The following is a 23,254-nucleotide window of genomic DNA, read 5'->3' as shown; positions in this document are numbered from 1 at the left end:
ACTAGCCCAGGCGGACCCGCGCGTCCGCCGGCGCCTCGCAGCCCACCAGCAGCCGCCCGCCGACCCGCGTGCACGGGAACAGCGCCACGTGGCCGCCGCCGTCGGGCAGCGGCAGGCCGCCGTCGATCTCGTAGCGGGTGTTGGTGACCTTGCGGCGGGTGCCGTCGTCGGGGCCCTCGGGCGGGGCGTCCGGGCGGACCACCGCGACGACCTCGGTGCAGCCCTCGGGCCAGGTCCACCGCAGCCGGTCGCCGTCGACCGCCGCGCCGGACACCGGCGGCAGCACCACCCACGCGGCGCTGGGGCCCGCGACGGGCACCGGGCCGGTGCGGACGAGGAGGACGTACTCGGTGACCGGTGCCGAGGGCCGGGCGTCGACCGCGAGCCCCGGTCCCATGGCCGGCACGAGCGCGCCGACGGCGTCGGGGTCGGCGACGGCGGTGCCGGGCGCGGGCGGGGACGCGCCGGCGGGCAGCCGGCGCACCTCGGCGGCGGGGACGTCGTGGACCAGCCGGAGCCGGCGGCCGTGGGGGAGGGCGGTGAGCGAGCCGGCGGGCGGCGCCGAGGTGGCGGGGGCCGGCTGCGGCGCGGGGGCCCGGGGCGGCGCGGGGGTCCGGCGGGGCCCGGGGGCCTCGCCCGTGGCCGCCTCCGCGGAGGCGACGCCCAGCCGCGAGGCGACGACGACGTGGCCGGTCACCGGGCCGTAGCCGCCGTCCTCCAGCGACGTGCCGGTCGTCGTGCCGACCACCTGGCGGCCGCCGTCGGGTCGCACCCGCAGCACCCGGTACTCGACCGGGCCGGCCGACGCCGAGGCCGTCCAGCGCACGTCGCGGGCGCCGCCGGGGGCCGGGACGGCGTGCACGCCGGTGGGCGGGGCGACGGGGAGCGCGGCCAGCTCGGCGCGGGCGGCGGGGTGGTCGGCGACGGCGTCGAGGGCGGCCAGCAGCGCGTCCTCCCGGTCGCGGCCGGTGCAGGGCGGGGCGAGGACGGCGTCGGCCAGCGCCAGCGCCTCCCGCGACCGGCGGAGGAGCTCCGCGGCGTCCTCCCCGCCCGGCCCGGGGACGTCGGCGGCGGTGGCGACCAGCTGCTCCAGGGCCGTCGCGGCGGCGGCGTGCCGCCGGGCGGCCAGCGCCGGCCCGACCGTGCGCCAGGCGGCCTCGGCCCGGACGGCGGCGTCGGCCGCCTCGTCACGCACGGCACGGATCGGCGGCAGCAGCTCGCCCGCGGCGGACAGCGCGGCGTCGGCGTGCCGGCGGGCGGCGACGGGCCGCCCGTCCCGCAGCGCGGCGCAGGCGGCGGACACCTCGGCCTGCCAGTCGGCGCGGCCGGGCACGCGGACCGGCGGGGGAGCGGGCACGGCTGCGTCCGACCCGGCCTCCCGGGCCAGCCCGGTGACGACGGCGGCCGCGCGCTGCGGGTCGAGGCCGGCGGCCTGCGCCTCCTGCAGCAGCAGGTGCGCATCGGCGGGGGTGAGCCGGTCCTCGACGAGCACCGCGGACGCGACGCGCGGGCGCAGCGCCGCGCGGACGTCGTCGGCCAGGGCGTCGAGGTAGACGGCGGGGTCGCCGTCGACGAGCAGCGTGCCGACGGCGGCGAGCAGGTCGTCGACGAGGGCGCGGCGCCGGTCGGGGCGGCGCTGCCGGTTGACGACGAGCAGGGCGTCGCGGCGCCGGCGGACCGTCTCGCGGTCGGCGGTCGGCGGCAGCTCGAGCAGCGCGTGCAGGCTGGGCACCCGGGCGCCCTCGATCCGCCCGAGCTCCTCGAGGCCGTCGCGGACCTGCCGCAGCACCACGGCGGCGTCGGCCGGTGCCTCGGATCTCGCCGGGGCCTCGGCGCCGAGCACCCGGTGCCCGCGCAGCCGCGCCTCGAAGGCGGCGTCGTCGAGCCCTGCCGCGGCGGCCATCCCGCGCAGGCCGGCCACCTTGTCGGCCGGCACCCCGCCGAAGCGCTCGGTCAGCCGCTGCAGGGCGGCGTCGAGCTCGGCGTACCGGGCGGCGTCGCGGCGGGCCCGCTCGGCGCGGGTCTGCCCGGCCAGCCACTGCCGCCCGCCGGCGGTGCGCAGCTGCGCGGCGAGGGCGTCGTGCGAGGCGAGCAGCGCGGTGACCAGGCCGCGGTACTTGGGGTGGTCGCGCTGCTTCTGCCAGAACGCCCAGACGGCGTCGACCTGCCGGGCGACGTCGTCGTCGGTCAGCGGTCCGTCCAGCGGGAGGTCGTAGACCTCGAACGGGTCGGTGGCGTCGGCGCCGCCGCGGGCCTCGATGGCGGCGAGGACCCGCTTGCGGTAGCCGTTCCCGTCGAAGGGAGGGAGCACGCGTCAGTCCTGCCGGCGGCGGACCCGGCCCACCTGCGCGCGCTCGCGGGCGACGTCGGCCTGGCTGAGCGCGGCGCCGGTCTCCACGCGCACGGTGAGCGGCCGGTCGGCGAGGCCCTCGTGCAGGGCGGTGAGCTCCAGGATCCCGTCGAAGCCCATCCGCAGCACCACCTGGATCTCGGTGCCGGCGGGGTACCCGGGCGGGATGTCCTCGATGGAGGCCTCGGCGAGCAGCTTGGCGTCCTCCGGCCGCGGCGACTCCGCGCCGCCGCCCTGCTCGACCACCCGGATGGTGACCACCCGCTGGTCGTCGTGGACGGTGCCGAACGAGCGGCGGACGGCGATGGGCAGCCGGTCGTTGCGGTGCACGAGGAAGACGGTGGCCGGCTCGCCGAAGCGGTCCAGCGCCAGGACGCCGAAGCCGCGGGAGACGGTGTTGAGCACCTGGATCTCCACCGTGCGCCGCACCTGCGCCGCGGTGAGCCCGACGGCGTCGCCGAGGCGGGCGCAGGCGGCGTCGACGTCGGCGTCGGCCGCGTACTCCAGCGGCGTGCCGGGGCCGAGCGCGCCGCGGGTGACCAGGTCGGCGGTGAGCAGCCGCTCGAGCTGCTTCTTGCGGCCGTAGACGGCGGCGCCCTTGGCGACGGCGAGGTCGGGGTCGTGCACCTCGGCCGGCACGCCGAGCTCGGCGGTGAGCCGGGCGGCGACGGCGGGCATGCGGGTGGAGCCGCCGACGAGCAGCACCCGGTCGATGCGGTCGACCCCGCGGGCGCGGGCGGCGGCGACGGCGGCGCGGGTGAGCTCCATGGTGCGGTCGAGCAGCCCGGCGGTGAGCCGCTCGAACTCGGCGCGGCTGACCGGGACGTCGGCGCGCCGCCCGTCGTGCTCCACCGGGACGACGACGCCGTCGCGGGCGCTCAGCTCGCGCTTGGCCCGCTCGGCGGCCAGCACGAGGGCCTGCCCGCCGGCGCTGTCGTCGAGCGGGTCCTCGGCGTCGGGGTGCGCGGCCAGGAAGGCGCGGGAGAGGTGGACGGCGAGCTTCTCGTCCCAGTCGGCACCGCCGAGCTCGTGGTCGCCGTCGGTGGCGACGACGGCCAGCCGCCGGTCGGCGAGCTCCACCACCGCGACGTCGACGGTGCCGCCGCCGAGGTCGTAGACGAGCGCGACCTCCTCCAGGTGGTCGGCGGGGCCGGCGCCGTCGAGGCGGGCGAAGCCGTAGGCCAGCGCGGCCGCCGTCGGCTCGTTGATGACGTCGAGGACGGTGAGCCCGGCGTACTCGCCGGCCAGCCGGGTGGCGCGCCGCTCCTCGTCGCCGAAGTAGGCCGGGACGGTGATCACGACGTCCTGGACCGGGCCGGCCGCGCCGAACGCCGTCTCGCTCACCAGGGCCTTGAGCACCAGGCTGCTGACCGCCGGCGCCGACCAGGAGCGGCCGTGGCTGACGAAGCGCCAGGAGCTGTCGCCCATCCGCCGCTTGACCAGCGTGCAGACGTCGTCGGGCTGGGCGCGGGCCAGCACGCGGGCGCGCTCGCCCGTGACGTAGTCGTCGGGGCCGACGAACAGGACGACGCTGGGCAGGGTGCGGTCGCCGTCGAGGAGGGGGACGACCTCCGCGACGCCGTCGTCGCCCACCTGGGCCAGGCAGCTGTAGGTGGTGCCGAGGTCGATGCCGGAGACGGTGGGCGAGGGCAGACGGGCACCGCGGGGCACGGTCCGGAGGATAGCGCCGACCCCTAGGGTCGCAGGGGACGTGTCCGCCGCTCAGAGCGCGGGTCCGCCCGGTCGGGCGACCCGCGGGGAGGCCTCCCTTGGTCGACTACACGAAGCGCCCGAAGGCGCAGCCGCCGCAGCCGGAGACCCCTCCGGCGCCGCCGCAGCCGCCGCCGCACCAGCCCCCGCCGGCCCAGCCGCCGTACGGGGGACAGCCGCAGGGCCAGCCCCCGTACGGAGGTCAGCCGCAGGGCCAGCCCCCGTACCCGCCGCAGGGCCAGCCGCCGTACGGCCAGCCGCCGCAGGCGCCGCCGCCCGGCAGCTACGGGCCGCCGCAGGGCCACCCGCAGGGCGGCTACCCGCCGCCGCAGGGGTACCCGCCCCCGCAGGGTGGCTACCCGCCGCCCCAGGGCTACCCGCCGCCCCAGGGCTACCCGCCGCCGCAGGACCCGTACGGCCAGCAGGCGTACGGCCAGCAGCAGGGGTACCCGCCTCCGCAGCAGCAGCCGCCGGCCCAGCAGGGCGGCGTCAACATGAACAAGGTGTCGCTGACGAAGTCGGCGCCGTCGGTCTCGCTGACCAAGACGGCGGGCACCACCGGCATCCTCCGGGTCAACCTCAACTGGAACTCCCGGCCCGGTGGCGGCGGCGGGGGCGGCGGCTTCCTCAAGCGGCTGGCCTCGGCGGCGGGCGGCGGGGCGATCGACCTCGACCTCGGCTGCCTCTACGAGTACGCCGACGGCTCGAAGGGCGTCATCCAGGCCCTCGGCAACGCCTTCCGCGGGCAGCACACGATGGGCAACGGCGAGTCGATCGTCTGGCTCGACGGCGACGACCGATCCGGCTCCAACAGCGGCGGCGAGAACCTGCTGGTCAACCTGCAGCACACGCAGCTGATCCGCCGGGTCCTCGTGTTCGCGCTCATCTACGAGGGCGTGCCCAACTGGGGCCAGGCCGACGCCGTCGTCACGATGTTCCCGGCCAACGGGCCGCAGATCGAGGTGCGCCTCGACGAGCACGACCCGCGCGCCCGCATCTGCGCGATCGCGATGCTGGAGAACCGGGGCGGGGAGCTCGTCGTCAACCGCGAGGTGCGCTACGTGCACGGCGGCCAGGACGTGCTCGACCGCACCTACGGCTGGGGCATGGACTGGACGCCCGGCCGCAAGTGAGCCGCTGAGCTCCCTCTCCGGGAGCCGTCCCCGTCCTCCGGGGGTCCTGCGGGACCCCCGGAGGACGAGGAACGCCCCAGCGGCGGCCACGGCTCACCAGCCGCGGGCGCGCCACTCCGGGAGCGACGGGCGCTCGGCGCCCAGCGTCGTGTCCTTCCCGTGCCCGGGGTAGACCCACGTGTCGTCGGGCAGGACGGCGAACAGCCGCTGCTCGACGTCGTCGACGAGGCTGGCGAACCGCTCCGGGTCCTGCTGGGTGTTGCCGACGCCGCCCGGGAACAGGCTGTCGCCGGTGAACACGTGCGTGCCGGCGTCCCCGCCGCGCCAGACCAGCGCGATGCTGCCCGGCGTGTGCCCGCGCAGGTGCACCACCTCGAGCACCTGCTCGCCGACCTCCACGGTGTCGCCGTGCGCGACGGTCCGGTCGACGGCCACCGGCAGGTCACCGGCGTCGGCGGCGTGCGCCACCGTCGTCGCCCCGGTGGCGGCGACGACGTCGGGCAGCGCGCGGTGGTGGTCCCAGTGCCCGTGGGTGGTGACGACGGTGCGCAGGTCGGCGTCGCCGATCAGCGCGCGCAGCACGTCGGGCTCGGCGGCCGCGTCGACCAGCAGCGCCTGGCCCGTCGCGGCGTCCTGCAGGAGGTAGGCGTTGTTGGCCATCTCGCTCACCGCGACCTTGCTGATCGTGAGCCCGGGCAGCTCCCGCCGGTCGGCCGGGCCGCCCACCTCGACGTCGCCGGTGTAGGTCATCGGGCCTCCGTTCGAGAACTGTCGCCGCCCGCGGTTACGGTCGCGGTCATGGACGCTAGCGGAGGTCCGGGCGGCGCCCGGGTCGTCGGCCTGCCCGCCACCGTTCTCGCCGCGCGGGTGCGCGCGGGGGAGCTGTCCGCCGTCGACGTGGTGCGCGCGCACCTGGCGCACATCGGCGACGTCGAGCCTCGGGTCGGCGCCTTCCGCGTGGTCCGCGCCGAGGCCGCGCTCGCCGAGGCGGCCGAGGTCGACGCCCGGCCCGACCGCGGGTCGCTCCCGTTCGCCGGCGTCCCGGTCGCGGTGAAGGACAACGTCGGCGTCGCGGGGGAGACGGTCACCGACGGCTGCGCCGCGGCCACCCCGGTCGGCACCGACCACGAGGTCGTCGCCCGGCTCCGCGCCGCCGGCGCCGTCGTCGTCGGCATCACCCGGGTGCCCGAGCTGTGTCTCTACGCGGCCACCGACGGGCCGGGCACGGTCACCCGCAACCCCTGGGACACCGCGCTGTCCCCGGCGGGCAGTTCCGGCGGCAGCGCCGCCGCGGTCGCCGCCGGCATGGTGCCGCTCGCGCACGGCAACGACGGCATGGGCTCGCTGCGGCTGCCCGCCGCCGCCTGCGGCCTGGTCACCCTCAAGCCCGGCCGCGGCGTGCTGCCCGGCGGCATCGGCGCCGACGACTGGTCGGGGATGGCCGTCAACGGCGTGCTCGCCACCACCGTCGACGACGTCGCGCTCGGCACCGCCGTGCTGGCGGGGGAGGACGCGGGGCTCGACTGGTCGGCGTCGCCCGACCCGGGCCGCCCGCTGCGGGTCGCCGTCGGCCGCCGCTCCCCGGTCCCGGGCGCCCGCCCCGACGCCGCCGCCCGCGGCGCGGTCGAGCGCACGGCCCGGCTGCTGCGCGGCGCCGGGCACGTCGTCGTCGAGCGGGACCCGGTGGTCCCGCCGGACGCCGCCGTCGGCGGGATCGCCCGCTGGCTGGCCGGCGCGGAGGACGACGCCGCGTTCCTCGGCCTCGACCGGACGGCGCTGCAGCCGCGCAGCCGCACCCACGCCCGGCTCGGTCGGCTGGTCCGGCGGGCCGGGCTGGTCCGCCCGGCCACGGCCGAGCGCTTCCGCGAGCGGACGACGGCGTTCTTCGCCGAGAACGACCTCGACGTGCTGCTGACGCCGATCACCAACGGCCCGCCGCTGCCCGCGCGGCCCTGGCACGAGCGCGGCTTCCTGGCCAACGTCACGGCCAACGCGCGGTGGGCGCCCTGGGCCTCGCCGTGGAACCTGGCGGGGGTCCCGGCGGTCGTGGTGCCGGTCGGCACGCGCCCGGAGGGGACGCCGCTGGCGGTCCAGCTCGTGGGCCCCCCGGGCAGCGAGACGCGACTACTCTGGCTGGCCGGGGAGCTGGAACGCCGGCAGCCCTGGCGTCGTCACGCGCCGGTCTTCGACCCCGCCGGCGCACCGGCCCCCGCTCCCGCCTGAGCTGCTGTTCCCGGCGGCAACGTCGCCACCGTCACGGATTGCGCACGGGCGGACACGGCGTTGCCCGTATCGACATCTCGACACCACCCCGCAGGGCCCGGCGAGACCGGCCGGCCCGGCTGACCGACAGGGATCACATTGGACCGTCTCGTCGTCCGCGGCGCCCGTGAGCACAACCTCAAGGACGTCCACCTCGACCTGCCCCGCGACGCCCTGATCGTCTTCACCGGGCTGTCGGGGTCGGGCAAGTCGAGCCTGGCGTTCGACACCATCTTCGCGGAGGGTCAGAGGCGCTACGTCGAGTCGCTGTCGGCCTACGCCCGCCAGTTCCTCGGCCAGATGGACAAGCCCGACGTCGACTTCATCGAGGGCCTGTCGCCCGCGGTGTCGATCGACCAGAAGTCGACCAACCGCAACCCGCGGTCGACCGTCGGCACCATCACCGAGGTCTACGACTACCTCCGGCTGCTGTACGCCCGCGCCGGCCAGCCGCACTGCCCCAACTGCGGCAAGCCGATCGCCCGACAGACGCCGCAGCAGATCGTCGACCAGGTGCTCTCGATGGAGGAGGGCACCCGCTTCCAGGTGCTCGCCCCGGTCGTCCGGGCGCGCAAGGGCGAGTACGTCGACCTGTTCAGCTCGCTGCAGACGCAGGGCTTCTCCCGCGTCCGGGTCGACGGCACCATGCACCCGCTGACCGAGCCGCCGAAGCTCAAGAAGCAGGAGAAGCACACGATCGAGGTGATCGTCGACCGGCTGACGGTCAAGGAGAGCGCCAAGCGCCGGCTCACCGACTCGGTGGAGACCGCACTCGGGCTCGCCGGCGGCCTCGTCGTCCTCGACTTCGTCGACCTCCCCGAGGACGACCCGGAGCGGGAGCGCACGTTCTCCGAGCACCTCGCCTGCGTCGACGACGGCCTGTCCTTCGAGGCGCTCGAGCCGCGCAGCTTCTCCTTCAACTCGCCGTTCGGCGCCTGCCCCGAGTGCACCGGCATCGGCACCCGCAAGGAGGTCGACCCCGACCTCGTCGTGCCCGACCCGGAGAAGAGCCTGGCGCAGGGCGCCGTCGCCCCGTGGGCCGGCTCCATGAGCAACGAGTACTTCCAGCGGCTGCTGTCCGGGCTGGCCGACCAGCTCGGCTTCTCCATGGACACCCCGTGGGAGAAGCTCCCCGCCAAGGTCCAGAAGGCCGTGCTGCACGGCTCGCCGGACCAGGTGCACGTGCGCTACAAGAACCGCTACGGCCGCGAGCGCAGCTACTACGCGGCGTTCGAGGGCGTGCTGCCCTTCCTCGAGCGGCGGCACGAGGACACCGACAGCGACTTCATGCGGGACAAGTACGAGGGCTACATGCGCGACGTGCCCTGTCCCGTCTGCCACGGCACCCGGCTCAAGCCTGAGATCCTCGCCGTCAAGCTCAACAGCCGCTCGATCGCCGAGGTCACCGGCCTGTCCATCGGCGAGGCCGCGGACTGGCTGGGCGCCCTCGAGCTCGGCGAGCGCGAGCGGGCCATCGCCGACCGCGTGCTCAAGGAGATCCAGGCGCGGCTGTCGTTCCTCGTCGACGTCGGCCTCGACTACCTCTCCCTCGACCGCCCGGCCGCGACGCTGGCCGGTGGCGAGGCGCAGCGGATCCGGCTGGCCACACAGATCGGGTCGGGCCTGGTCGGCGTCCTGTACGTCCTCGACGAGCCCTCGATCGGGCTGCACCAGCGCGACAACACCCGGCTGATCGAGACGCTGGTCCGGCTGCGCGACATGGGCAACACGCTGATCGTCGTCGAGCACGACGAGGACACGATCAAGACCGCCGACTGGGTGGTCGACATCGGCCCCGGCGCCGGCGAGCACGGCGGCGAGGTGATCGTCAGCGGCACCGTCGACGAGCTGCTGGCCAGCGAGCGCTCGCTGACCGGGCAGTACCTGTCGGGCCGGATGGAGATCACCGTGCCGAAGGTGCGGCGGCAGCCGCAGCCGGGCCGCGAGCTGGTGGTCAAGGGCGCCCGCGAGCACAACCTCAAGGGCGTCGACGTGACGTTCCCGCTCGGCATGCTCGTCGGCGTCACCGGGGTGTCCGGATCGGGCAAGTCCAGCCTGGTCAACGACATCCTCTACACGGTGCTGGCCAACCAGCTCAACCGCGCCCGGATGGTGCCCGGCCGGCACCGCACGGTCACCGGCCTGGAGCACCTGGACAAGGTCGTGCACGTCGACCAGTCGCCGATCGGCCGCACCCCGCGGTCCAACCCGGCCACCTACACCGGCGTGTGGGACCAGGTGCGCAAGCTGTTCGCGCAGACGTCGGAGGCGAAGATCCGCGGCTACCAGCCGGGGCGCTTCTCCTTCAACGTCAAGGGCGGGCGCTGCGAGGCGTGCTCCGGCGACGGCACCCTGAAGATCGAGATGAACTTCCTGCCGGACGTCTACGTCCCGTGCGAGGTGTGCAAGGGCGCCCGGTTCAACCGGGAGACGCTCGAGGTGCACTACAAGGGCAAGACGGTCGCCGAGGTCCTCGACATGCCGATCGAGGAGGCCGCGGACTTCTTCGCGGCGATCCCGGGCATCGCGCGGTACCTGCGGACGCTCACCGACGTCGGCCTGGGCTACGTGCGGCTCGGCCAGCCGGCCACCACGCTGTCCGGCGGCGAGGCGCAGCGCGTCAAGCTGGCCAGCGAGCTGCAGAAGCGGTCCAACGGCCGCAGCGTGTACGTGCTCGACGAGCCGACCACCGGTCTGCACTTCGAGGACATCCGCAAGCTGCTCATGGTGCTGCAGGGCCTGGTCGACAAGGGCAACTCGGTGATCGTCATCGAGCACAACCTCGACGTCATCAAGAGTGCCGACTGGCTGATCGACATGGGCCCCGAGGGCGGGTTCCGCGGCGGCACGGTGGTGGCCGAGGGGCCGCCGGAGTTCGTGGCGTCGATCCCGGAGTCGCACACCGGCCGGTACCTGGTGCCGCTGCTCGACCCGGCGGCGGTCGAGGCGGCCGCCGCCGGGCCGAAGAAGCGGGCCACGCGCAAGCGCGCAAGCTGACCGGGACCCCGGGGATGCGCATCGGCGAGGTGCGGGTCGACGCCGTCGCGGACGGGACGTTCGTCGCCCGCCCGAGCTACTTCGGCGCCGACGTGCCGGCCGGTGCGCACCCCGAGGTCTTCGACCGCGACGGCGCTGCGTGGCTGCCGATCGGCTGCTTCGTGGTGCGCACCGGCGACCGGGTCGTCCTGGTCGACGCCGGGCTCGGCCCGGAGGTGCAGCAGCTGCCCGACCGGATGCTGCTCGCCGGCGGACAGCTGCCCACCGGCCTGCGGGCGCTCGGCGTGCACCCCGACGACGTCACCGACGTGGTGGTCACGCACCTCCACGCCGACCACGTCGGCTGGCTGTTCGGGCTCGACGCCGAGCCGGTCTTCGGCGGCGCCACCGTGTGGTTCGGCGCCGGCGACCGGACGCACTTCGTCGACGGCCCGGGGGAGATGGCCGGGCACGTCCGCGACGGGTTCCGCCGGTGGGCCGGGACGCCGCTGCTCCGCGAGCTGTCGGAGGACGTCGCTGTCGCGCCGGGGATCGACGCCGTCCTGACGCCCGGGCACACGCCGGGGCACCTGTCCGTCGCGGTGACCTCCGGCGACGAGCGGCTCCTGCTCCTCGGCGACGCCATCACCTGCCCGGTGCAGCTCGCCGAGCCGGGGTGGCGCTCGATGGGCGACGTCGACGCCGCGCTCGCCGACCGCACCCGGCGCAGGCTGTGGCAGGCGCTGGCCGGCCCGCGGACGCTCGGCGTGGGCGCGCACTTCCCGCGGCTCGCAGAGGGCCGCGTCGATCCGGACCGGCGGTGGGCGCAGGCGGGCTGACGTCCCGCCGGGTCAGCGCCTCCGGCGGCCGATGACCACCCCGCCGGCCACGGCACCGGCGACGGCGACCGCCCCGACGCCGGGCAGCAGCCAGCCGGGGGTGCCGCCGTCCTCGGCTGCCCCGTCGGCCGCGTCGGCCGCCCGGTCGGCCGCCTCAGTCCGCTCCGCGGTGCGCGTGGCCGCGCTCGGCTCGGCGCTCTCGGGAGCCGGCGTGGTGCTTGGAAAGGCCGGCGCCGGGGTGGGCGAGGGCGTCACCGCGACCGGTGGCGCGTGCTCGAAGGCGAAGGTGCCGTCGAGGGCGTGGCCGTCGTCGGACACGGCCGACCAGGTGACGGTGTGCCGCCCGGCCGCGGTCAGCGCGACCGGCGCGATGAGGACGGCACCGTCGTGGGCGACCGGTCCCGTACCGACCGGGGAGCCGTCGGGTCCGGTGACGGTCACGTCGCCGCCGAGGATGCTCGCGCTGAAGGTCAGGGTGACCGCCTGCGGCGTGCTGGTGACGGTGCTGTCGGCGGCGGGGTCGGTGGTCCGTAGGCCCGTGTGCGCGGAGGCGGTGCCGGGCGCGACCAGCAGCAGCCCGAGCCCGAGCAGCAGGGCGGCGGCCAGCCGCGGGAGCGAGGGAGCGGGACGGGCGGCGAGCGGTGGCACGGGATCTCCAGGTCTGCAGGCGTCACGTCCTTGGTCGTCCACTGCGCCGCCGGGGTTCCCGGCGGACCTCAGTAGGGCGGCGGCTCCGTGCTCGCGGTGAGGCCGCTGGGCGTGGTGACGGTGAGGGTGCCGTCGGGGTGGAGCGTGTGGGTCCAGCCGGGTGCCTGGTGCTTGCCGCGGTGGTGGCCGGTGCAGAAGCCGGTGAGGTTGGCGGCGGTGGTGGCGCCGAGCGGCCAGGGGGTGGCGTGGTCGAGTTCGCCGCGCTTGGGCACGGGTCGGCGGCAGCCGGGGAAGCGGCAGCGGCGGTCGCGGGCGCGGACGTGCCGGTCGAGGGCGGCGCCCGGGCGGTAGCGGTCGGTCCCGCCGGGAGCTCCGACTCCGGTGCCGGCGCGGGTGGCGCGGCGCAGCTTCGGTAGGTCGGTGAGGGCGAGCAGGGCGCCGGTGAGGGCGTCGGTGACGGCGACCCGCGGCCTGTCGGCCAGCCCGCCGCCGGCGGTGCGGCCGAGCAGGTCGGCCAGGTCGAGCCGGGCGTCGTCGGTGGCCGCCGTGAGCGCGGTGATCGCGTCGGCCGCTGCGGTCACGCGGCCGGCCGGGCTGTCCGCCCAGGCGCCCTCATCACTCGCGTCAGCGCGCTCGGCGGTGGCCACCAGGCGGCGGGCACGCCCGATCGCCTGATCGGCGTCGAGCAGCGCGGCGCCGGCGTCGTTCACGGCAGCGTCAGCGCGGGCCCACCAGCCGTCGGGCTGGGGTGAGCCGGCGTTGTCGGGCGGCGGGTCCGGGTCGTGGTCGGCCCGGTCGTCGGGATCGAGATCGTCCCGGTGGTCGGGATCGGGGTCGTCCCGGGGTGGCGCCCAGCCGGGTGGTGGCCAGGGCTCGTCGTCGTGGGCGGGGTCGAGGTCGGCGTAGAGCTCGCCGGTGGCGACCCGGCGTTCGATCTCCGCCCACCAGGCTGCGTCGGCCTCCAGTTCGGCGAGGTGCTGGGCGACGGCGGCGTCGCTGAGGCCGCGCAGCGGGTCCTCGCCCTTGACCAGGCTGACACCCTCGGCCGTGCCGGGGGCCGCGGTGCGCAGGGCCGTGGTGTCCTCGGCCGTGGCGTCCGCGGCGGCGCCCTCGGCGGAGGCGGGTCCCTCGGCGGCGGTGCCGTCCGCTGCGGGGTCGCCCGTCTCCACGGGCGCTGGTCCCTCACCCGCGGCGGTGACCTCAACGGTGACCTCGGCGGTGACCTCGGCGGTGTCCGTGCCGGTCGGCGCGGAGTCCTCGGGCACGGCGTCCTCGGCGGGTGCCGCGGCATCCTCAGCGGCGGTGATGCGGGCGCCGGTGAGGGCGGCGAGCAGGGCGCGGACGACCTCGGCGGGGACGACCTGCCCGTCGATCTCGCACGGCTGGTCACCACCCAACAGCGCACCGACCGGAGCGACCACGTTGAGCACCACCTGCACCGGCGACAGCCCGTTCTCCCCGGGCCGCAGCACCAGGTCGAGCAGGGCGTCGGCCTTCTTCTGCCCGCGGGTGCGCCCGTCGTCGGGCAGCGCGTCGGCGTACGCGCCCAGCGCCGCCATCAGCGCCGCCGCCTCGGGCGTCGTGAGCAGCGCGGAGACGACCGCGATGCCGTCGCAGGAGTCGGGCCGGCACGACAGCCCGCGGCGCGTGATGGCGCGCGCGAGGTCGTCGGCGGCGGAGCGGGCCTTGCGCTTGAGCACCTCGCGCCGCGCCTTGTCCCGCAGCTGCGCCGGCGTGCACACCGCGCCGCGGCGGGCGGACCAGGCCAGCAGGTCCCGCTCCAGCGCGGCGCGCACCGTGTCGTCGGCGACCGGCGCCACGTGGTCGACCATCGCGGCCACGTGCCCGCCGTGGACGGCACCGGACTCCAGCGCATCGAGGGTGGCCGGGAGCCGGTGGACCAGGGTGAGGGAGGTGGTCAGCAGGTTCTCCGCCGCCGTCGAGGTCAGCGACAGGGCGATCGACAGCTCCTGGGTGGCCCACTCGCTCACCGACCGCAGTAGTTCCGGCCGCGCCGCCCACCGGTCAGCCGCCATCGCCCCGCGCGTGCCCTGCGGACGGTCGACCGAGGACGGCCGCGAGAGCGCGAACGCCGCCACCGCCCGGTACCGCAGCGCTGACCGCCGCGACACCTCCTGGTCACACGCCTGCACCAGCGCCAGCGGACCCCGCGCCCACCCCACCGGCGGCGCGGGCGCCACACCGGTCAGCACGTCGTCCACACCCGGGAACCTACGGGGCACCACTGACAGAAACTGCAGGTCAGCGGCGGGGCACCGTCACCCGATCGGGTGACCGGACAGAGGGTCGCCCGGTCGGGTGGACCGTCAGGATCGCGGCAGCGGAGCCGCGAAACGGACGGATCCGGTGCACCCTGGGCACGTGACACCGGACCGAACAGCCATCGCGGCCGGCACCCGTCTCCTCTGCGGCCGGCCGCGGTCCTGCTGGCCCCGCCGGATGCACCCCGACGCCGCCGCGGACGCCCTGCACGCCGTCGAGGTGCACCGCAGCGCCGAGGAACTCACCGGTGAGCCCGAGGTCGCGCTGTGCGGCGTCATCGTCGCCGTCCACGACGAGCCGTGGCCGCCGGACGCCGCCGAGCGGTGCCCGGAGTGCGACCGCCTCACGGGGTGAAGCGGTACCCCATCCCCGGCTCGGTGCGCAGGTAGCGCGGCGCCGAGGGGTCCGGCTCGAGCTTGCGCCGCAGCTGGTTGAGGTAGACCCGCAGGTAGTGCGTCTCCCGCTCGTACGCCGGCCCCCACACCGACTGCAGCAGCTGCCGCTGGCCCACCAGCCGCCCGGGTGAGCGCACCAGCTCGGCGAGCAGCGCCCACTCGGTGGGCGTCAGCCGCACCGGGACGCCGTCCACGGTCACCTGGCGGGCCGCCAGGTCGACGGTGAAGTGCCCGGTGACGACGACCGGCTCGTCCGGGCCCGAGGAGCCGCGCCGCAGCAGCGCCCGCAGCCGGGCCAGCAGCTCGCCCATGTCGAAGGGCTTGGTCACGTAGTCGTCGGCTCCGGCGTCGAGGGCGCGGACCTTGTCGGTGCTGTCCGCCCGCGCCGAGAGCACCAGCACCGGCCCGGCGAACCACGGCCGCAGCCCGGCGAGCACCTCGGTGCCGTCGAGGTCGGGCAGCCCCAGGTCCAGCACGACGACGTCGGGGTGTGCCGACGCCGCCTCCCGCAGCGCCGCCGCGCCGTCGGAGGCGAGCACCACCTCGTACCCGGCCGCGCGCAGCGTGATCCGCAGGGCGCGGGCGAGTTGGGGGTCGTCGTCGACGACGAGCACCCGGCTCACGCGGGCACCGGGGACGGCACGGCCGCCGCCGGCAGCGACACCACCATCGTCAGCCCGCCGCCCGGGGTGTCCTCGGCGACCAGCGTGCCGCCCATCGCCTCGGTCAGGCCCCGCGCGACGGCGAGGCCGAGACCCACGCCCTGCCCGCGCGGGGAGTCGCCGAGCCGCTGGAACGGCGCGAACACCCGCTCCCGGTCGGCCGCCGGGACGCCGGGCCCGCGGTCGGCGACGCGCAGCTCCACCCGGTCGCCGAGCGCGTCGGCGCGCACGGTCACCGGCCCGGTGGGGGCGTGGCGCACCGCGTTGCCGGCCAGGTTGGCCACCACCCGCTCGAGCAGCCCCGGGTCGGCGAGCGCGGGCGGCAGGTCGGCCGGCCACCCGCAGGTCACCCGCGAGCGGTCCTCCAGCTCGTCCAGCGCCCGGGCCACGACGGCGGGCAGGTCGGTCGGCGCGAGCGCGGGGCTGACCACCCCGGCCTGGAGGCGGCTCATGTCGAGCAGGTCGTCGACGAGCGCGGTCAGCCGGTCGGCCGACTCGTCCACCGTCTCCACCAGCTCCGCGCGGTCGTCGTCGGTGAGTGCGAGCCCGCTGCGCAGCGCCGAGGACGCCGCCTTGATCCCGGCCAGCGGCGTGCGCAGGTCGTGGCTCACCGCGGTCAGGAGCGCGCGCCGCATCCCGTCGCCGGCGGCCAGCCGGTCGGCCTCGGCCGCCTGCGCGGCGAGCCGGCCCTGCTGCAGCGCCACCGCCGCCTGCTCGGCGACGGCGACCAGCAGCCGCCGGTCGGCCGCGGGCAGCACCCGCCCGCACCAGCGCAGCACCAGCCCGTCGGTCACGGCGACCTCGTCGACGGCGGTCCCCTCCGGCCGGCCGCACGTGCCCACGACCGAGCCGCGCTCGACCATCGTCACCGACGCCAGCCCGAAGCCCTCGCGGATCCGCTCCAGCAGGGAGGGCAGGTCGCCGTAGCCCTCCAGCACCGCCCGGGACAGCGACGCGAGCATCGCCGTCTCCGCGCGGGAGCGCGCCGCCGCCGTGGCCCGCCGGGCCGAGCGGTCGACCACCGTGGCCACCGCGACCGCCACGACGAGGCCGCCGCCGAGCGCCAGCACGTCGTCCGGGCTCGTCACGGTCAGCCGGCCGGTGGGGGAGACGAAGAACCAGTTCTCCGCGAGCCCCCCGAGCACCGCCGCGGCGAGCGCCGGCCACAGCCCGCCGACCAGCGCCACCGCGAGCACGAGCAGCAGGAAGGCGAGCAGCACCAGCGGCAGCGACACCGCGCTCCCGGCGGCCAGGCACAGCGCGGTCAGCACCGGCACGCCGGCGAGCGCCAGCGCCGCGCCCAGCCACCGGCGGCGCGCCGTCAGCGCGCCGGTCAGCGGCGGCAGCCGCCAGCCGCGGGACCCGGCGGCGGCGTGCGTCACGATGTGGACGTCGATGTCGCCGGCGTCGGTGACCACCGACCCGCCGATGCCGCGGCGCAGCGCCCGCGCCCACCGCGAGCGCCGCGAGGTGCCGACGACGAGCTGGGTGGCGTCGGCGCCGCGGGCGAACTCCAGCAGCGCCGCCGCGACGTCGTCGCCGACCACCTGGTGCCAGCTGCCGCCGAGGCTCTCGGTGAGCTCGCGCAGGCCGCGCAGCGCCGTCGGCGAGGCACCGGTGAGCCCGTCGGTGGCGACGACGTGGACGGCGAGCAGCTCCCCACCCGAGCGGCGGGCCACCCGCGCGGCCCGGCGCACCAGCGTCTCGCTCTCCGGCCCGCCGGTCAGCGCGACGACGACCCGCTCCCGGGCCTCCCACACGGCGTCGATGGCGTGCTCCGCGCGGTAGCGGCGCAGCCCCTCGTCGACCCGGTCGGCCAGCCACAACAGCGCCAGCTCGCGCAGCGCGGTCAGGTTGCCGACCCGGAAGTAGTTGCCGAGCGCCGCGTCGACCCGCTCGGCCGGGTAGACGTTGCCGTGCGCCATGCGCCGCCGCAGCGCCTCCGGCGACATGTCGACCAGCTCCACCTGGTCGGCGCGGCGCACCACCGCGTCGGGCACCGTCTCCTGCTGCACGACGCCGGTGATCGACGCGACGACGTCGGTGAGGCTCTCCAGGTGCTGGACGTTCACCGTGGTCAGCACGCTGACGCCGGCGGCGAGCAGCTCCTCGACGTCCTGCCAGCGCTTCTCGTGCCGCGAGCCGGGCGCGTTGGTGTGCGCCAGCTCGTCGACGACGACCACCTCGGGGCGGCGGGCGAGCACCGCGTCGACGTCGAGCTCCTCCAGCACGACGCCGCGGTGCGCCACCCGCCGGCGGGGGAGCACCTCCAGGCCCGCGAGCTGCTCGGCGGTGCGCGGCCGGCCGTGCGTCTCGACCAACCCGACGACGACGTCCGCGCCCCGCTCTGCCCGCCGGTGCGCCTCGCCGAGCACGGCGAAGGTCTTGCCCACGCCGGGCGCCGCGCCCAGGTAGACCCGCAACGTCCCGCGACTCACGGCGCCCATGATCACCCTCGACGGCGGGGGAGCGGCGCCGGCCGGCGTCAGGATCGCGTCAAGACCGCGACCTGAGACCCTGCGATGCTGCCCCGCGTGACCCGGGCGAGCGAGGACTCCAACCGGCGGATGCTCCGGGCGCGCGACGAGATGGACCGCTCCTACGCCGAGCCGCTCGACGTCCCGACGCTGGCGCGGATCGCGCACGTCACCGAGGCGCACTTCATCCGCACCTTCAAGGCCACCTTCGGCGAGACGCCCAACCGCTACCTGCAGCGCCGCCGCGTCGAGCGGGCGATGTTCCTGCTGCGCACCACCGACCGCAGCGTCACCGACGTCTGCATGGCCGTCGGGTTCGCCAGCCTCGGCACGTTCAGCCGGGTGTTCGCGGAGATCGTGGGGGAGCCGCCGAGCGTGTACCGGCGGCGCGGCCCGCTCGCGCCGGTGCCGAGCTGCTTCGGCATGCGCTGGCTGCGCCCGAGCGAGAGGACAGCAGTTCCGGAGAAGCCCGGCGACGACGCCCGCCCCTAGCGTCCTGCCCATGCTGACCTCCATCTCGATCACCTCCCTCTACGTCCTCGACCAGGACCAGGCGCTGGACTTCTACGTCGGCAAGCTCGGCTTCCAGGTGCAGACCGACCAGCAGTTCGGGCCGATGCGCTTCCTCACCGTCGCGCTGCCCGGCGACCCCGGCCACGCCGTCCTCCTGGAGCTGCCCGCCCCGCCGTCGATCAGCCCGGAGATCGCCGAGACCGTGCGCGACCTGGTCACCAAGGGCGCCGGCGGCGGGCACCTGTTCTTCACCACCGACGACGCGCACAAGACCCACGCCACGCTCAAGGAGCGGGGCGTCGACCTGCCGGAGGAGCCGGTCGTGCAGCCCTACGGCATCGACTTCGGCCTGCGCGACCCGTTCGGCAACTCCGTCCGCATCGCGCAGATGACGCCGCCGCCCGGCGCCTGAGGCCCGCCGGCCGGGCCCGTCAGGACGCCGTCAAGGTCCGCGGGCCCGGCCGTCAAGGAGCCGTCAACGAACGGCGGTCCCCCTCCGGCGCGCTCCTAGCGTCGCCGCCCGGTGCGGACGACGACGGGTCGCCCGCTCGGACATGATCGGGGGATCGACGTCGTGGGCGACGTGCTCCACATCGCGCTGACACCGGCCGTCTTCGGCCTGCTGGCGCTCGCGCTGCGCGGACTGGGACGCCGGTGACCGGGGCCGGGGTCGAGGCCTGGGTCGGCCTGGCCGTGGCGGCCGGGCTGGTCCTCTACCTGCTGGCCGCCCTGCTCTTCCCGGAGCGGTTCTGATGGGCGACACCGCGGCGGGCTGGCTGCAGGCCGCCGTCCTGGGCGCCGCGCTGGCGCTCGCGCACCGGCCGCTCGGCGACTGGATGGCCCGCGTCTTCACCAGCCAGACGCACGGGCGCGCCGAGCGGCTGGTGTACCGGGCGGTCGGGGTGGACCCCGCGGCCGAGCAGCGCTGGCCGGTGTACGCGCGCAGCGTGCTCGCGTTCTCCGCGGCCGGCGTCCTGCTCCTCTACGGCCTGCAGCGGGTGCAGCAGTGGCTGCCGCTGAGCAACGGCATGGCCGCGGTGGGGCCGTCGTCGGCCTGGAACACCGCGGTCAGCTTCGTCACCAACACGAACTGGCAGGGCTACGCCGGCGAGTCGACCATGGGCTCCCTGGTCCAGATGGCCGGGCTGGCCGTGCAGAACTTCGTGTCGGCCGCCGTCGGCATCGCGGTCGCCGTCGCCCTCGTGCGCGGCTTCGCCCGCACCCGCACCGACCGCCTGGGCAACGCCTGGGTGGACATCACCCGGGCCGTCGGCCGCCTGCTGCTGCCGCTGTCGGTCGTCGGCGCCCTCGTGCTCGTGCTCGGCGGCGTGGTGCAGGACCTCTCGGCGGGCACCGAGGCCACGACGCTCGCCGGCGCGACCCAACACCTCCCGAGCGGCCCGGTGGCCTCGCAGGAGGTCATCAAGCAGCTCGGCACCAACGGCGGCGGCTTCTTCAACGCCAACTCCGCGCACCCCTTCGAGGGCCCGGCCGCCTGGACCTCGCTGTTCTCGGTCTTCCTCATGCTGGTGATCCCGTTCAGCCTGCCGCGCACCTTCGGCCGGATGGTCGGCGACCGGCGGCAGGGCCTGGCGATCGTCGGCGTCTTGGCGGGCCTGGCCGCCGCGTCCCTGGCGCTCACCACCTGGGCGCAGGCCCGGGCCGGCGGCGCGGCGCTGCAGCTGGCCGGAGCCGCCACCGAGGGCCAGGAGGTGCGCTTCGGCGGGCCGCTGTCGGCGCTGTTCGGGGCGGCCACCACGCTCACCTCGACCGGGGCGGTCACCTCGCTGCACGACTCCTGGACACCGGCCGGCGGTGGGCTCGTGCTGGTCAACATGATGCTGGGTGAGATCGCGCCCGGCGGGGTCGGCTCGGGGCTCTACGGCATGCTCGTGCTCGCCGTCGTCGCGGTGTTCGTGGCCGGCCTCATGGTCGGGCGGACGCCGGAGTACCTCGGCAAGAAGCTCGGCCGCCGCGAGATGACCCTCGCCTCGCTGTACATCCTGGCCACGCCGGCCGTCGTCCTCGTCGGCACCGCCGTCGCCGTCGGCACCGACGCCGGCCGCGCCGGGATGCTCGGCGCCGGGCCGCACGGGCTCACCGAGGTGCTCTACGCCTTCACCTCCGCCGGCAACAACAACGGGTCGGCCTTCGCCGGGCTCTCGGCGAACACGCCCTTCTACAACACCGCCCTGGGCCTGGCGATGGCGTTCGGCCGGTTCCTGCCGGTCCTGCTCGTCCTCGCCCTGGCCGGCCGCCTCGCCGCCCAGGGCCGGACCCCGGTCACCGCCGGGACGCTGCCGACGCACGACCCGCTGTTCGTGGGCCTGCTCGCCGTCACCGTGCTCGTGGTCGTCGGGCTCACCTACTTCCCCGCCCTGTCCCTGGGGCCGTTCGCCGAAGGACTGTCATGACCACCGCACTGGACCGCGCGCCGGTCCGCACCCCCGGGCCGCGCGCGCCGCGGCGCTCCCGGATCGAGTGGGGCCCCACCCTGGCCGGGGCGCTGCGCAAGCTGGACCCGCGGGCGCTGGTCCGCCAGCCCGTCGTGTTCGTCGTGTGGGTCGGCTCGGTGTCCTCCACCGTGCTGGCCGTCCTCGACCCCTCGGTGTTCGGCTGGCTGGTCACCGTCTGGCTGTGGCTCACGGTGCTGTTCGCCAACGCCGCCGAGGCGGTCGCCGAGGGGCGAGGCAAGGCCCAGGCGGCCACGTTGCGCAGGGCCCGCACCACCACCGTCGCGCACCTCCTCGACGGCACGGAGGTGGCCGCGGCCGACCTGCGCCCCGGCACGCGGGTGGTCGTCACCGCCGGGCAGGTCGTCCCCGGTGACGGCGACGTCGTCGAGGGGATCGCCAGCGTCGACGAGTCGGCCGTCACCGGCGAGTGCGCGCCGGTCATCCGCGAGTCCGGCGGCGACCGCTCGGCGGTCACCGGCGGCACCACGGTGCTGTCGGACCGGATCGTCGTGGAGATCACCAGCCGGCCGGGGGAGACCTTCGTCGACCGGATGATCGCCCTGGTCGAGGGCGCGCAGCGGCAGCGGACGCCGAACGAGGCCGCCCTCACCATCCTGCTTAGCGCGCTGACCATCGCCTTCCTGCTCGCCGTCGTCACCCTGCAGCCGCTGGCGCTCTACAGCGGCGCCGGACAGTCGGTCACCGTGCTCATCGCGCTCGTCGTCTGCCTGATCCCGACGACGATCGGGGCGCTGCTGTCGGCCATCGGCATCGCCGGCATGGACCGGCTGGTGCAGCGCAACGTGCTCGCGACGAGCGGGCGCGCCGTGGAGGCCGCCGGCGACGTGGACACCCTGCTGCTCGACAAGACCGGCACCATCACGCTCGGCAACCGGCAGGCGGCGGAGTTCGTCCCGGCCGTCGGGGTCACCGAGGAGGAGATGGCCGACGCCGCGCAGCTCGCCTCGCTGGCCGACGAGACCCCCGAGGGGCGCAGCGTCGTCGTCCTCGCCAAGCGCCGCTACGGGCTGCGCGGCCGCGACGACCTGCGCGGCGCGGACTTCGTGCCGTTCACCGCGCAGACCCGGATGAGCGGCGTCGACCTGCCCGACGGGCGGCGGCTGCGCAAGGGCGCGGCCGGCGCGGTGACGGCGTGGGTGCGCGCGCTCGGCGGCGCCGTGCCGCCCGGGGTCGGCGAGGTCGTCGACGGCGTCTCCGCCTCGGGCGGCACCCCGCTCGTCCTGGCCGAGGACGGCCCCGCCGGCGCCCGCGTCCTCGGCGTCGTCCACCTCAAGGACGTCGTCAAGGACGGCATGCGCGAGCGGTTCGCCGAGCTGCGCCGCATGGGGATCCGCACCGTGATGATCACCGGCGACAACGAGCGGACCGCCCGGGCGATCGCGGCGGAGGCCGGCATCGACGACGTCCTCGCCGAGGCCACCCCCGAGGACAAGCTGGCCCTGATCAGGCGGGAGCAGGGGGGCGGCCGGCTCGTCGCGATGACCGGCGACGGCACCAACGACGCCCCCGCGCTCGCCCAGGCCGACGTCGGCGTCGCGATGAACACCGGGACGACCGCGGCCAAGGAGGCCGGCAACATGGTCGACCTCGACTCCGACCCGACGAAGCTCATCGAGATCGTCGAGATCGGCAAGCAGCTGCTCGTCACCCGCGGCTCGCTGACCACCTTCTCCATCGCCAACGACCTGGCGAAGTACTTCGCGATCATCCCGGCGATGTTCGCCGGCGCCTTCCCGGGCCTCGACGCCCTCGACGTGATGCGGCTGGCCCTGCGCGGCGTCCGGTACCGCCCGGCCCCGGCCGAGGCGGTCCTGCGCCGCAACCTGCTGGTCTACGGCGTCGGCGGCGTGGTCGCGCCCTTCGCCGGGATCAAGCTCCTCGACCTGCTCGTCTCCCTCGTCCCCGGGATCGCCTGATGTCCCCCCGCGTGCTCCTCGCCGCCGTCCGGGCCCTGCTCGTCGCCACCGTCGTCCTCGGCCTGGCCTACCCCCTGCTCGTCACCGGCATCGCCCAGCTGGTCGCCCCCGGCCGCGCCGGCGGCTCCCTCGTGACCGTGGACGGCGAGATCGTCGGCTCCGCGCTCGTCGGCCAGGCGGCCACCGACGCCGACGGCGACCCGCTGCCGCAGTACTTCCAGGCCCGCCCGTCGGTGTCCGGGTACGACGGCGCCGCCTCCGGCGGGTCCAACCTCGGCCCGAACGCGCCCGAGCTCGTCGCGCTGGTGCGGGAGCGGCGCGCCGCGGTGGCCGCGTTCGAGGGCGCCGACCCGGCCGACGTGCCGCCCGACGCGCTGACCGCCTCCGCCTCCGGCCTCGACCCCGACATCTCGCCGGCGTACGCCGCGATCCAGGTGCGGCGGGTGGCCGAGGCCCGCGGCGTCCCGGCGGAGGAGGTGCAGGCGCTGGTCGACGACGCCACCGCCGGGCGCGACCTCGGCTTCATCGGGGCGCCGCACGTCCGGGTCCTGCCGCTCAACCTCGCGTTGGACCGCAAGTTCGGCCGGGTCTAGCGTCCGGTGTGACCGCCGCC

At 76.3% G+C, this 23,254-nt stretch carries 19 protein-coding genes; 12 read left to right on the top strand and 7 right to left on the bottom strand.

The genetic code is table 11. The features are described from left to right. Window position 1: 1 nt before the first annotated feature. Together WA616_RS04220 and WA616_RS04215 are read right to left on the bottom strand one after the other, a co-directional pair. Window positions 2-2,311: a hypothetical protein gene (locus WA616_RS04220; protein ID WP_336027557.1), complete on the bottom strand. Its 2,310-nt coding sequence runs from the start codon at window positions 2,309-2,311 to the stop codon at window positions 2-4. A 3-nt stretch (window positions 2,312-2,314) separates the two neighbouring features. Continuing rightward, window positions 2,315-4,021, bottom strand: coding sequence for an Hsp70 family protein (locus WA616_RS04215; protein ID WP_336027556.1), 1,707 nt, complete (start codon window positions 4,019-4,021; stop codon window positions 2,315-2,317). A 98-nt stretch (window positions 4,022-4,119) separates the two neighbouring features. Between WA616_RS04215 and WA616_RS04210 the strand changes: the two genes are divergently transcribed. Then, window positions 4,120-5,193 carry a TerD family protein gene (locus tag WA616_RS04210; protein WP_336027554.1) on the top strand — a complete coding sequence of 358 codons (1,074 nt, stop codon included), beginning with the start codon at window positions 4,120-4,122 and terminating at the stop codon, window positions 5,191-5,193. A gap of 93 nt (window positions 5,194-5,286) precedes the next feature. On the opposite strand, the gene WA616_RS04205 is transcribed toward WA616_RS04210, so the two are convergent. Beyond that, window positions 5,287-5,943, bottom strand: a complete 657-nt coding sequence (locus WA616_RS04205; protein WP_073420777.1) for an MBL fold metallo-hydrolase — start codon at window positions 5,941-5,943, stop codon at window positions 5,287-5,289. Window positions 5,944-5,991: 48 nt separating this feature from the next. Between WA616_RS04205 and WA616_RS04200 the strand changes: the two genes are divergently transcribed. From WA616_RS04200 to WA616_RS04190, 3 genes are all read left to right on the top strand, one after another. Further along, entirely contained in the window at window positions 5,992-7,416 is a 1,425-nt protein-coding gene (locus WA616_RS04200) for an amidase (RefSeq protein ID WP_336027551.1), read from the top strand. A 138-nt stretch (window positions 7,417-7,554) separates the two neighbouring features. Beyond that, on the top strand, window positions 7,555-10,452 hold the full coding sequence (uvrA, locus tag WA616_RS04195; protein ID WP_336027549.1) for an excinuclease ABC subunit UvrA: 2,898 nt from the start codon (window positions 7,555-7,557) through the stop codon (window positions 10,450-10,452). Window positions 10,453-10,466: 14 nt separating this feature from the next. Next, window positions 10,467-11,270, top strand: coding sequence for an MBL fold metallo-hydrolase (locus tag WA616_RS04190; RefSeq protein ID WP_336027548.1), 804 nt, complete (start codon window positions 10,467-10,469; stop codon window positions 11,268-11,270). Between the two features lie 12 nt (window positions 11,271-11,282). Here WA616_RS04190 and WA616_RS04185 read toward each other — a convergent pair whose 3' ends face one another. Beyond that, the gene (locus WA616_RS04185; protein ID WP_336027546.1) at window positions 11,283-11,918 is read right to left on the bottom strand and encodes a copper resistance CopC family protein; all 636 of its coding nucleotides are present in this window, start codon (window positions 11,916-11,918) and stop codon (window positions 11,283-11,285) included. Window positions 11,919-11,986: 68 nt separating this feature from the next. Then, entirely contained in the window at window positions 11,987-14,140 is a 2,154-nt protein-coding gene (locus WA616_RS04180) for an HNH endonuclease signature motif containing protein (protein ID WP_336027544.1), read from the bottom strand. A gap of 160 nt (window positions 14,141-14,300) precedes the next feature. Here WA616_RS04180 and WA616_RS04175 point away from each other — a divergent pair, with 160 nt between their 5' ends. After that, window positions 14,301-14,555: a hypothetical protein gene (locus WA616_RS04175; protein ID WP_336027541.1), complete on the top strand. Its 255-nt coding sequence runs from the start codon at window positions 14,301-14,303 to the stop codon at window positions 14,553-14,555. Here WA616_RS04175 and WA616_RS04170 read toward each other — a convergent pair. Both WA616_RS04170 and WA616_RS04165 read right to left on the bottom strand, forming a co-directional pair. Beyond that, window positions 14,545-15,219: a response regulator gene (locus WA616_RS04170; RefSeq protein WP_336027539.1), complete on the bottom strand. Its 675-nt coding sequence runs from the start codon at window positions 15,217-15,219 to the stop codon at window positions 14,545-14,547. The genes WA616_RS04175 and WA616_RS04170 overlap by 11 nt on opposite strands. Continuing rightward, entirely contained in the window at window positions 15,216-17,705 is a 2,490-nt protein-coding gene (locus tag WA616_RS04165; RefSeq protein WP_336027538.1) for a sensor histidine kinase, read from the bottom strand. The genes WA616_RS04170 and WA616_RS04165 overlap by 4 nt, the downstream gene beginning before the upstream one ends. 87 nt (window positions 17,706-17,792) lie before the next feature. Between WA616_RS04165 and WA616_RS04160 the strand changes: the two genes are divergently transcribed. The 7 genes from WA616_RS04160 (at window position 17,793) to kdpC (ending at window position 23,234) form a co-directional block, all read left to right on the top strand. Beyond that, window positions 17,793-18,227, top strand: a complete 435-nt coding sequence (locus WA616_RS04160; protein ID WP_073420776.1) for a helix-turn-helix domain-containing protein — start codon at window positions 17,793-17,795, stop codon at window positions 18,225-18,227. Between the two features lie 10 nt (window positions 18,228-18,237). Next, window positions 18,238-18,660, top strand: coding sequence for a VOC family protein (locus WA616_RS04155; protein WP_073420295.1), 423 nt, complete (start codon window positions 18,238-18,240; stop codon window positions 18,658-18,660). Between the two features lie 111 nt (window positions 18,661-18,771). Then, on the top strand, window positions 18,772-18,906 hold the full coding sequence (locus WA616_RS04150; protein WP_336027533.1) for a hypothetical protein: 135 nt from the start codon (window positions 18,772-18,774) through the stop codon (window positions 18,904-18,906). Continuing rightward, a complete protein-coding gene (kdpF, locus tag WA616_RS04145) occupies window positions 18,903-19,001 on the top strand; it encodes a K(+)-transporting ATPase subunit F (protein WP_073420294.1) in 99 nt (32 codons plus the stop codon). Before WA616_RS04150 ends, kdpF begins: the two co-directional genes overlap by 4 nt. After that, entirely contained in the window at window positions 19,001-20,662 is a 1,662-nt protein-coding gene (gene kdpA, locus WA616_RS04140) for a potassium-transporting ATPase subunit KdpA (RefSeq protein ID WP_336027528.1), read from the top strand. The genes kdpF and kdpA overlap by 1 nt, the downstream gene beginning before the upstream one ends. Next, complete coding sequence (gene kdpB / locus WA616_RS04135) at window positions 20,659-22,641, top strand: potassium-transporting ATPase subunit KdpB (protein WP_336027526.1); 1,983 nt, start codon at window positions 20,659-20,661, stop codon at window positions 22,639-22,641. Before kdpA ends, kdpB begins: the two co-directional genes overlap by 4 nt. After that, window positions 22,641-23,234 carry a potassium-transporting ATPase subunit KdpC gene (gene kdpC, locus WA616_RS04130; protein ID WP_336027524.1) on the top strand — a complete coding sequence of 198 codons (594 nt, stop codon included), beginning with the start codon at window positions 22,641-22,643 and terminating at the stop codon, window positions 23,232-23,234. The genes kdpB and kdpC overlap by 1 nt, the downstream gene beginning before the upstream one ends. Window positions 23,235-23,254 lie beyond the last annotated feature (20 nt).

This window comes from Geodermatophilus sp. FMUSA9-8 (assembly GCF_037034165.1).
In the GTDB taxonomy this organism is placed as follows: Bacteria; Actinomycetota; Actinomycetes; order Mycobacteriales; family Geodermatophilaceae; genus Geodermatophilus; species Geodermatophilus nigrescens.
The sequence above is the reverse complement of the archived record's forward strand: the minus strand, read 5'-3'. Positions and strand labels throughout refer to the sequence as shown.

Excerpts from the sequence above, each read along its gene's own strand:
- WA616_RS04205 (WP_073420777.1), bottom strand. The coding sequence starts at position 5,943 with ATGACCTACACCGGCGACGTCGAGGTGGGCGGCCCGGCCGACCGGCGG.
- WA616_RS04200 (WP_336027551.1), top strand. The coding sequence starts at position 5,992 with ATGGACGCTAGCGGAGGTCCGGGCGGCGCCCGGGTCGTCGGCCTGCCC.
- WA616_RS04190 (WP_336027548.1), top strand. The coding sequence starts at position 10,467 with ATGCGCATCGGCGAGGTGCGGGTCGACGCCGTCGCGGACGGGACGTTC.
- WA616_RS04165 (WP_336027538.1), bottom strand. The coding sequence starts at position 17,705 with ATGGGCGCCGTGAGTCGCGGGACGTTGCGGGTCTACCTGGGCGCGGCG.
- WA616_RS04155 (WP_073420295.1), top strand. The coding sequence starts at position 18,238 with ATGCTGACCTCCATCTCGATCACCTCCCTCTACGTCCTCGACCAGGAC.
- kdpA (WP_336027528.1), top strand. The coding sequence starts at position 19,001 with ATGGGCGACACCGCGGCGGGCTGGCTGCAGGCCGCCGTCCTGGGCGCC.
- kdpB (WP_336027526.1), top strand. The coding sequence starts at position 20,659 with ATGACCACCGCACTGGACCGCGCGCCGGTCCGCACCCCCGGGCCGCGC.
- kdpC (WP_336027524.1), top strand. The coding sequence starts at position 22,641 with ATGTCCCCCCGCGTGCTCCTCGCCGCCGTCCGGGCCCTGCTCGTCGCC.